The organism is Streptomyces sp. NPDC059080, assembly GCF_042739975.1.
Taxonomy (GTDB): domain Bacteria; phylum Actinomycetota; class Actinomycetes; order Streptomycetales; family Streptomycetaceae; genus Streptomyces; species Streptomyces benahoarensis.
Genome location: NZ_JBHYGX010000001.1, coordinates 260,576 through 268,941, shown reverse-complemented (window position 1 = coordinate 268,941; position 8,366 = coordinate 260,576). Strand labels below are relative to the sequence as shown.

Annotated in this window: 4 protein-coding genes; 3 read left to right on the top strand and 1 reads right to left on the bottom strand. The window is 75.9% G+C overall.

Annotated features, from left to right (window positions below; all coding sequences use genetic code 11):
• Positions 1–115: 115 nt before the first annotated feature.
• Entirely contained in the window at positions 116–724 is a 609-nt protein-coding gene (locus ACFWWQ_RS00665) for a hypothetical protein (RefSeq protein ID WP_384587804.1), read from the bottom strand.
• 581 nt (positions 725–1,305) lie between these two features.
• On the opposite strand from ACFWWQ_RS00665, the gene ACFWWQ_RS00660 reads away from it, so the two are divergent.
• From ACFWWQ_RS00660 to ACFWWQ_RS00650, 3 genes are all read left to right on the top strand, one after another.
• A complete protein-coding gene (locus tag ACFWWQ_RS00660) occupies positions 1,306–2,076 on the top strand; it encodes a sigma factor (protein ID WP_384587801.1) in 771 nt (256 codons plus the stop codon).
• Positions 2,073–3,428, top strand: coding sequence for a hypothetical protein (locus ACFWWQ_RS00655; RefSeq protein WP_384587798.1), 1,356 nt, complete (start codon positions 2,073–2,075; stop codon positions 3,426–3,428). The genes ACFWWQ_RS00660 and ACFWWQ_RS00655 overlap by 4 nt, the downstream gene beginning before the upstream one ends.
• A gap of 226 nt (positions 3,429–3,654) precedes the next feature.
• Positions 3,655–8,286: an FtsK/SpoIIIE domain-containing protein gene (locus ACFWWQ_RS00650; protein ID WP_384587795.1), complete on the top strand. Its 4,632-nt coding sequence runs from the start codon at positions 3,655–3,657 to the stop codon at positions 8,284–8,286.
• Positions 8,287–8,366 lie beyond the last annotated feature (80 nt).

The following is an 8,366-nucleotide window of genomic DNA, read 5'->3' as shown; positions in this document are numbered from 1 at the left end:
GTGTCAGAAACCGGGGGGGGCCCCGTGTCTTCAATATCTCCGTGCGGCCCCCCCCGGGTGGCTGTGGCGCGGGGGGGGGGGGGGGGGGGGGCGCGGCCCCCCCCCCCCCCCCGCGTCACTCCGCGCCGCCCTGCTCGCGCGCATACCAGGCGTCGAAGCCGTCGGCGGTGGTGACCGCGCCGTCCAGCACCGCGCGGTAGACCTCGTAGCTCGGCACCCGGGCACCGGTCCGCCCGGCCAGGACCTGCTTGATCCGCAAGATCGCCGCGCGGTGGTCATCCGTCAGCCGGGGCGGCAGCGTCCGGGCGTGCGCCAGATCGGGCTGCCGGTCGGGCTCGTCGACGAACCAGATGTCCAAGGTCCACTCCCGCCCGGTCCGTGCGCGGTGGCCGATCTTGAGGTAGAGCCCGTCCGGGTAGCGGGGGTCGGTGTTCCAGTGCCCCGTGTCGTCCCGGAAGGTCACCTCCCGCACCCGGTCGTGCACCGCCAGCTCGGCGCCGATCGCGGCCACCGCCCGCCGGGTGGCGTCGTCCAGCTCCGGGCAGATCACGGTGATGTCGAGGTCCGGCACCACCATCAGGCCCAGCGCGGCGCTCCCGACCCGCACGGGCTCGCCGCGCGCCGACAGCAGCCGCGCGAGACCGAGGTCGGCGGCGACCTCGTCGGCCTCGGCCTGCAGCTCCTCCTGCCGTACTGCCAGCTCTCGACTGCTCGGCTCACTCATCGGCGACGCGTCCACACTCGTCCTCTCTCGATGCCCAACACCCTTACGGTCCAAGGGATGCAGCGGGGATTGCGACCCTACCGGCGCCGCCGCCAGGACAATGGATCACGACGGTCCCGGCGCCCCGAGCGAGTTCAGCGGGCGCGCGACGGCCGGGGGCGATTGTCGGCCACGGGGTGGAACCGGCCCGCCGGTCGCAGGCATGACGGGCGGTCCGGTGAATTTCCTATGAACATGGCGGAGTTCATCCGGCGACACCGCAGGCCGGAGACGTTCCCGCGCGCCGAAGGCGCTCCGGGACGGCCGGATCGGCACGGATCACGGCTGCACACTTCACGTATTCTGTGAGAAGTTCAGAGGGTTCCTTGAGGTTGCCGGGCCGGACTTTGCGTCAAGCTCACGACGTATCCGGCGCGCTTCCCGGGATGACCACCCGGGGCGGGAGCAGCTCGCGACCGACCGGGCCCGGGGAGCCCCGCGGACCCCCTCACCTCATGCCCCCGCGCCGCGAAGACGCCACGTTCCGGGGGCACGAGAGAGCATTGCCCCGTTCGTGCCCTGTCCGAGGAGGAGTGCCCGTTTTGCGCACGGCTCGCCCGTCCCCACCTCGCGCAGACGGCGGCCGCTCCGGCGGGGCACGTCCGCCCGCCGACGCGGACGCCCTGCTGCGCGGCGCGATGGAGCGCCACCGCCCCGCCCTGCTGCGCTACGCCGCCCGTCTGACCTCCGGCGACCCCTACCGCGCCGAGGACATCGTGCAGGAGACCTTCCTGCGCGCCTGGCTCGCCGCCGACCGCCTCGACCTCGCCGACGAAGACCTCCACGACCTCCGCGCCACCGAAGCCCCCTACGGATCGGGGCACACGGACGCCGGGCGGGGGCAATCCCGGCTCAGGCCCTGGCTGTTCACCGTGGCGCACAACCTCGCCGTCGACGCGCACCGCCGGGAGCGGGCCGTTCCGGTGGGCCCGGCGCCCGCCGAGGCGCTGACCCGCCCCGCGGGCGCGGACATGGCCGACGCCGTCGTGGACCGCTGTGTGATCACCCAGACGCTGTGCCGCCTCTCGCCCGAACACCGCGACGCCCTCGTCCACATCCATCTGCTGGACCGCTCCGGCGCCGAGGCGGCGCGAGCCATGGGCATACCGCGCGGCACCGTCAAGTCCCGTACGCACTACGCTCTGCTCGCGATGCGGCGTGAACTCGCCGCCGCCCCCGCCAGGCCCACCGTCCCGCGCCCCCGGCTGCGGAACACGACCCCGAGGACCGCCACGAACGCGCCGCCCCCGCACCCCGCCGACCGTACGACCGTGACGCCCCCTCCCTCCCCCGCCGAAAGCGCCGCCGCATGAGCCGTTCCGGCGATCCGTTCGCCTTCATCGCCGCCCATCAGAACCTCATCTTCACCGTCCTCGGCGTGCTCGGGATGGTCCTGCTGCTCTTCCTGCTGCTGCGGATTCCCGTACAGCGGGCCGGCGGCTGGAAGGCGTCCAAGGACGCCGTACGCCGCGAGGCCGCCGCTACCGCTCACGCCTTCGGTGCCCCGCTGCGTGCGCTGCGCGCCCACCGCAAGGCGCTGCGGCTGCTGGTGCGCCATCTGAGGTCCCCGCACACCTGGCGCGATGCCGAACGTGCCGTGACCGCCGCCCGGCAGGCGGCCGCGCCCGGCGCCGCCGCGGACCGCGCTCCCCGGCCGTACGCGGCGCTGGTCGACGGCGCCACCGTCACCGTGCTGTTCGCCGGTACCGCCACGGACGCGCCCGGCGCCCCGTGGTCCGCGGACCCGGAGGACCCGCGCCGCTGGACGGTGCGGCGCGAGGACCTGCCCGCCGTCGCGCCGTCCGCGGACGACGGCCCGCCGCTGCTCGTCGCGGTCGGCGTCGGGGAGGGCCGCTGCGCCTTCCTCGATCTGGCGTCGGGGCCCGCCGTCACGGCGGTGGAGGGCGACGCCCGCACCGCCCCCGCCCTGGTGCGGGCGCTCACCGCGCAGCTCGACGCGCGGCTCCCGGAGGGCCTGGTGACCGTCGCCGAGGGCGTCCACCCGCGGCATCCGGGCGCGCCGGTCCGTGAGGCGTACCGCGCCGCCCGGGAGACGGAGCCGCGCCACGGCATCGCGCCGGTGCTCGCCGCCGCCGAGCTGCCCGATCCGCTGCCCGACGACTTCGGGCACAGCCCCGGCGGCCCGCCCCGGCTGCGGTTCGTGGTGCCGGGCCGCCCCCGCGGCCACGCCCGGCGGCTGCTGACGGACCGCCACGGTCAGCTGCTGCTCGCCGGTACCTCGTTGCTGACCTCGGCGAACGCGCTGGGCCGGGCCCTGTCCCGGGTGCTGGCCGATCTGCCGCCGGTGCTGCCGCCGCCGCCCGCCGCGGGCATGGCCGACGGCCACCCGGACGCACTGTTCGACGAGGACACGGCCGAGGAGACGGCGGCCGTCGGCGGCCGTGCCCCGGCGCCCGCCGAGCGGCGTCCGCCGTCGACCGCGCAGAAGGCAGCCACCGCGAAGAGCGCCGCCACGGCGGAGGAACCGTCGGCCCCGGGCGCCTCCGCCCGGAGCGGCGCCGCCGGGGCGCCCGGCGTCTCCGCGCGCGCCGCCGCGAACGACATCGCGCAGGACGCCGCCGCCGGTTTCCCCGGCCAGGCCGCGCCCGTCGACCGGGGACAGGAAGCGCCCGGCAGCACCGCCCGGCCCGCCGCGCGTTCCTGACCCGACCCACCGCACCGGGGGGGGGGGCCGCCCCCCCCCGCGGGGCCCGACCGCCGCCGGAGTCGGGCGGCGCGCGCCGGGGCGGCCAGCGCCCCGCTCGCGGGAGGCCCCGCCCGCCCGCCCGCGGGGCGCGGCCCCCCCCCCCCCCCCGCCCCGCGGCGCGGCCGCGCGGGGGGCCCGCTCGCCCCGTACCGCGCCTTTGACGGCACCGATCAGTGGGACCCCCGTGAAACTGACGCTCACCACCTCCGACGCCGGACGCCTGACGGACCATCTGCTCGATGTGCCCGAGCAGGCGACCGTCGCCGACCTCGCCGCCTCCCTGGCCCCGCCGCCGCCGGACACCGGCGATGCTCCCCCGCCGCCCCCGCAGGTCTACCTCGGTGACCGCGCGCTGGACGGTGCGCTGCCGCTGCGCGGCTCCGGGATCCGGGACGGCGCCGTCCTCGGTCTGGGCGCGCCGTGCGCCACAGGCCACCCCTCGCGGGCGTGGGCCCCGGCGCCGGGCGACCCCGTTCTCGTCGAGGTCCGGCATGTCGGCGGGCCCGGCGCGGGCCGGGTCTGGCGGCTCGGCGCGGGCAGCCACGAGATCGGCACCGCCCGCGGCTGCGCGCTGCGGCTGTCCGGCGGCGGCGCCCCCGACCACGGCGTCTGGCTCACCGTCGGCCCGGACGGCGCGGTGTCGTACCTGCTGCCGGAGGACGCCGACGAGGAGAGCTGCGGGCTGCGCAGCCTGACGCCCCCGCCGCCGGTGGACCCCGAGACCGGCACCCCGCTGACGGCGGAGGAACCGGCCGGGACCCGCGACGGCGGCACCGGCGGCCACTCGGTCGCGTCCGGCCCCGACGGGCTGCCCCCGGCCGAGCCGCCGCGGCCCCCGGGCCACCGTCCGCCGCCGGGCGACGGTTCCGCGGAGTGGCCGGCCTTCGCCGATCTCTCCCTGGGGGAACATCTGCTGCGGCTGACGGCGCCGTTCCAGCCGGACGCGGCGGTGAACCCGTCGGCGGACGGTATGGCGGTGGAGTACAACCGTCCGCCGCGGATCGCGCCGCATCTGGACGCCGAGACGATGCGGATGCAGGGCCCGCCGTCGCGCCCCGGGCCGCGCTCCTTCCCGCTGCTGTTCGTGCTGGCGCCGCTGATGATGGGCCTGATCATGATGGGCCTCTTCCGGTCCTTCTACTTCATGATCTTCATCTTCTTCAGCCCGATGATGGCGGTCAGCAACTGGATCATCGGCCGCCGCACCGGCCGCAAGCAGTACGAGGAGTCGCTGCGCGTCTACCGGCTGCGTCGCGCCTCGCTCGAACTGGAGCTGCGCGAGGCCGCCGTCGAGGAACGGCATCTGCGCAACACCACCTTCCCCGACCCGGCGACGGTGCTGCTGACCGCCACCGGCCCGTCCGGTTCCCTCTGGGAGCGGCGCCGCCGCGACCCGGACCGGCTCACGGTGCGGCTGGGCACGCTGACCCGCCCGTCGCTGCGGCGGATCGAGGACCAGGCGCGGGACTCCAACCACCGCTCCGTGCACTGGCGGCTCGCCGATGTGCCGTACGGCCTGGAGATGGCCGATCTCGGCGTCGTCGGGCTGGCCGGGCCCGGCGCCCTCACCCGCTCCGTCGCCGCCTGGACGGTCGCGCAGAGCGCGGTGCTGCACAGCCCCCGCGATCTGCGCATCGTGGTCCTCACCAGCGACGAGAACGCCGAAGCCTGGTCGTGGGTGCGGTGGCTGCCGCATCTGGACACCGGCCGCGGCACCAGCGTCGTGGCGATCGGCAACGACCCCGAGAGCACCGCGCACCGCATCAACGAACTCGTCGCCGACATCCAGGCCCGTACCACCGCCGCGGCCTCCGCGCTCGGCCGCACCCTGCTGGACGAGCCGGACGTGCTGGTCATCGCGGACGGCGCGCGGCGGCTGCGGGACGTGCCGGGCATGGTGCAGGTCCTCAAGGCCGGGCCGCCGGTGCACATCTACAGCCTCTGCGTGGACGAGCAGGAGCGGCTGCTGCCGGAGGAGTGCACCTCCGTCATCACCGCGACCGGCAACCACCTCAGTGTCCGCACCACCGGCTCGCCCAAGGTCGGCGGGGTCCGCGCGGATCTGGTGGACACCGCCTGGTGCGAGGAGGTCGCCCGGGCGCTCGCCCCGGTCCGTGACGTCACCCTCGACGGTGACTCGGGGCTGCCGGACGGCGTCAAGCTGCTCGGGCTGATCGGCCAGGAGCCGCCGAGCGTCGAGGCGTTGCTGCGGTCGTGGGAGAAGCGCCCCGCGTCGACGACGTTCGTGCTGGGCGCCGGGTACGACGGGCCGCTCCGCCTCGACCTGGTCCGCGACGGGCCGCACGGTCTGGTCGCGGGCACCACCGGCTCCGGCAAGTCCGAACTGCTGCAGACGCTGATCGCCTCGCTCGCCGCCGCCAACCGGCCCGACGAGCTGGCGTTCGTCCTCATCGACTACAAGGGCGGCAGCGCGTTCCGCGAATGCGCCGAACTGCCGCACACCCTCGGCATGGTCACCGACCTCGACGGCCACCTCGTGCAGCGGGCGCTGGCCTCGCTCGACGCGGAGCTGCGCCGCCGCGAGCAGCTGCTCGCGGACGTCGAGGCCAAGGACCACGCCGACTACCGCGCCAAGCGGTCCCGCAACCGTGAGCTGCCCGCGCTGCCGCGGCTGCTGATCGTCATCGACGAGTTCGCGACGCTGGTGCGTGAGGTGCCGGACTTCGTGCCGGGCCTCATCAGCCTGGCGCAGCGCGGCCGTTCGCTCGGTCTCCATCTGATCCTCGCCACGCAGCGGCCCGGCGGTTCGGTCTCCACCGACATCAAGGCCAACACCAATCTGCGGATCGCGCTGCGGGTCACCGACAAGAGCGAGAGCCAGGACATCATCGACTCCGGCGATGCGGTGAGCATCTCCTCCGCGACGCCGGGCCGTGCCCTGGTGCGCCGCGGCGACCATGCGCCGACGCCGTTCCAGACCGCCTGGGTGGGCGCCGCCCGCGCCGGTCAGGAGCCCGGGGAGGACGACGCGCCCGCGCAGCCGGGTGCGGTCACCGCCGCGGCCCGCAACGTCCGCGGGGTGGAACTGTCCTGGAACCGGCTGGGCCGTCCCATGGAGCTGTTCGACGACGAGGAGGTCGAGGAGGCCGCGGCGCCGGAGACCGCGACCGATCTGCTCGCGCTGGTCGAGACGGTCCGGAAGGCGACCGCCGCGCTGGAGGACCACAGCGAGCAGGCCAGCCCGTGGCTGCCCGCGCTGCCGGACGTCGTCACCCTCGACGATCTGCCCGAGACCCCGCCGACCCCGCCGGGGCGTCCCGCGGCCGTGCCGTACGCGCTGCTCGACCTGCCGAGCCTCCAGGAGCGCCGGATCTGCTGCCTGGACTTCTCGTCGTTCGGCCACCTCTACGTGGTGGGCGCGCCGCGCTCGGGCCGTACGCAGGTGCTGCGCACCCTCGCCGGTTCGGCGGCGCGCACGCTGTCCGCCGCCGATCTGCACCTGTACGCGATCGACGCGGCGGGCGGCGGTCTGTCGGCGCTGGAGGCGCTGCCGCACTGCGGTGCGGTGGTCTCCCGGTTCGACACCGAGCGGCTGGCGCGGCTGCTGGGCCGCCTCATCCGCGAGCTGACCGCGCGTCAGGAGAAGATGTCGGCGCACGACTGCGCGAGCCTGACGGAGCTGCGCGCCGCCCTCCCGGCCGCCGAACGCCCGGCCCATCTGATGCTGCTGATCGACGGCTGGGACGGTATCTCCCAGATGCTCGACGAGTACGACGGCGGGCGGCTGTTCGAGGAGGTCACGCGGCTGCTGCGGGAGGGGGCCGCGGCCGGTATCCACCTGGTGGCGTCGTCCGAGCGCGGGCTGCTCGGCGGGCGCCTCTCCGCGCACAACGACTTCCGGCTGCTGCTGCGCCAGTCGGACAAGGGCGACTACTACCTCGCGGGGATGTCGCCGAACCGGGTGCCGGGCCACATCCCGCCGGGCCGCGGCTGGCACACCCCCACGGCCGTCGAGACGCAGATCGCGCTGCTGCCGACCGCCGGTGACGGCGCGGCGGGCCGGGGCAGCGCCGATCAGGCCGACGCGCTGCGGGAGATCGGGCGCCTGGCCACCGAACGGGACGCCGCGCTTCCCGCGCAGCGCCGTCCGTTCCGGGTGGCGGAGATGCCGAAGGTCATCGGCTTCCAGGAGGCGATGGAGCAGGTCCCGGAGACGTCGCGCCGCCCGATGTGGGCGCTGCTGGGCATCGGCGGGGACGAGGTGCGGCCGCTGGGCTTCGACTTCCTCTCCGGCGGCGGCAGCTTCGCGGTCGTCGGCCCGCCCGGGTCGGGCCGCTCCACCGCCCTCGCGGCGATGTCCGTCTCGCTGCTCACCGGCGGTACGTCGCTGGTGGTGCTCGCCCCGCGCGAGTCGCCGCTGCGCAAGCTCGCCGACCACGGTCTGGCGCAGGTCATCACGGACACCGACCCGTCGGCGAACACCCTCAACGAGGCGCTGCGCGCCGTCGGCGACAAGCCGGTGGTCGTGGTCGCCGACGACAGCGATCTGCTCTCCAGCTGCGGTGCGGACAAGGTGCTGCGGCAGATCGCCTCGTCGGGCCGGGACCGCAACCAGGGCATCCTGATCGGCGGCCCGTCGGAGGGCATGAGCTCCATGGGCTGGATCGGCATGGTCCGCCGGTCGCGGCGGGGTCTGCTGCTCGGGGCGCGGGCGATCGGGGACGGCGACATCATCGGCGCGCGCATCAGCGCCGAGCACATCCGGACCCGGATGAACGCGGGCCGCGCCTGGACGGCGGGCCCGTCCGGCAGCGTGGTGCCGGTGCAGGTGCCGCTGACGGTCCTGGAGAGCTGACGCACGGACCCGGGGCCGCCGCCGGGGGCCGAGGGTGGCGCGGGCGCGGGGCGCCGCGGCCGCGCCCACGGCGGGGGCGC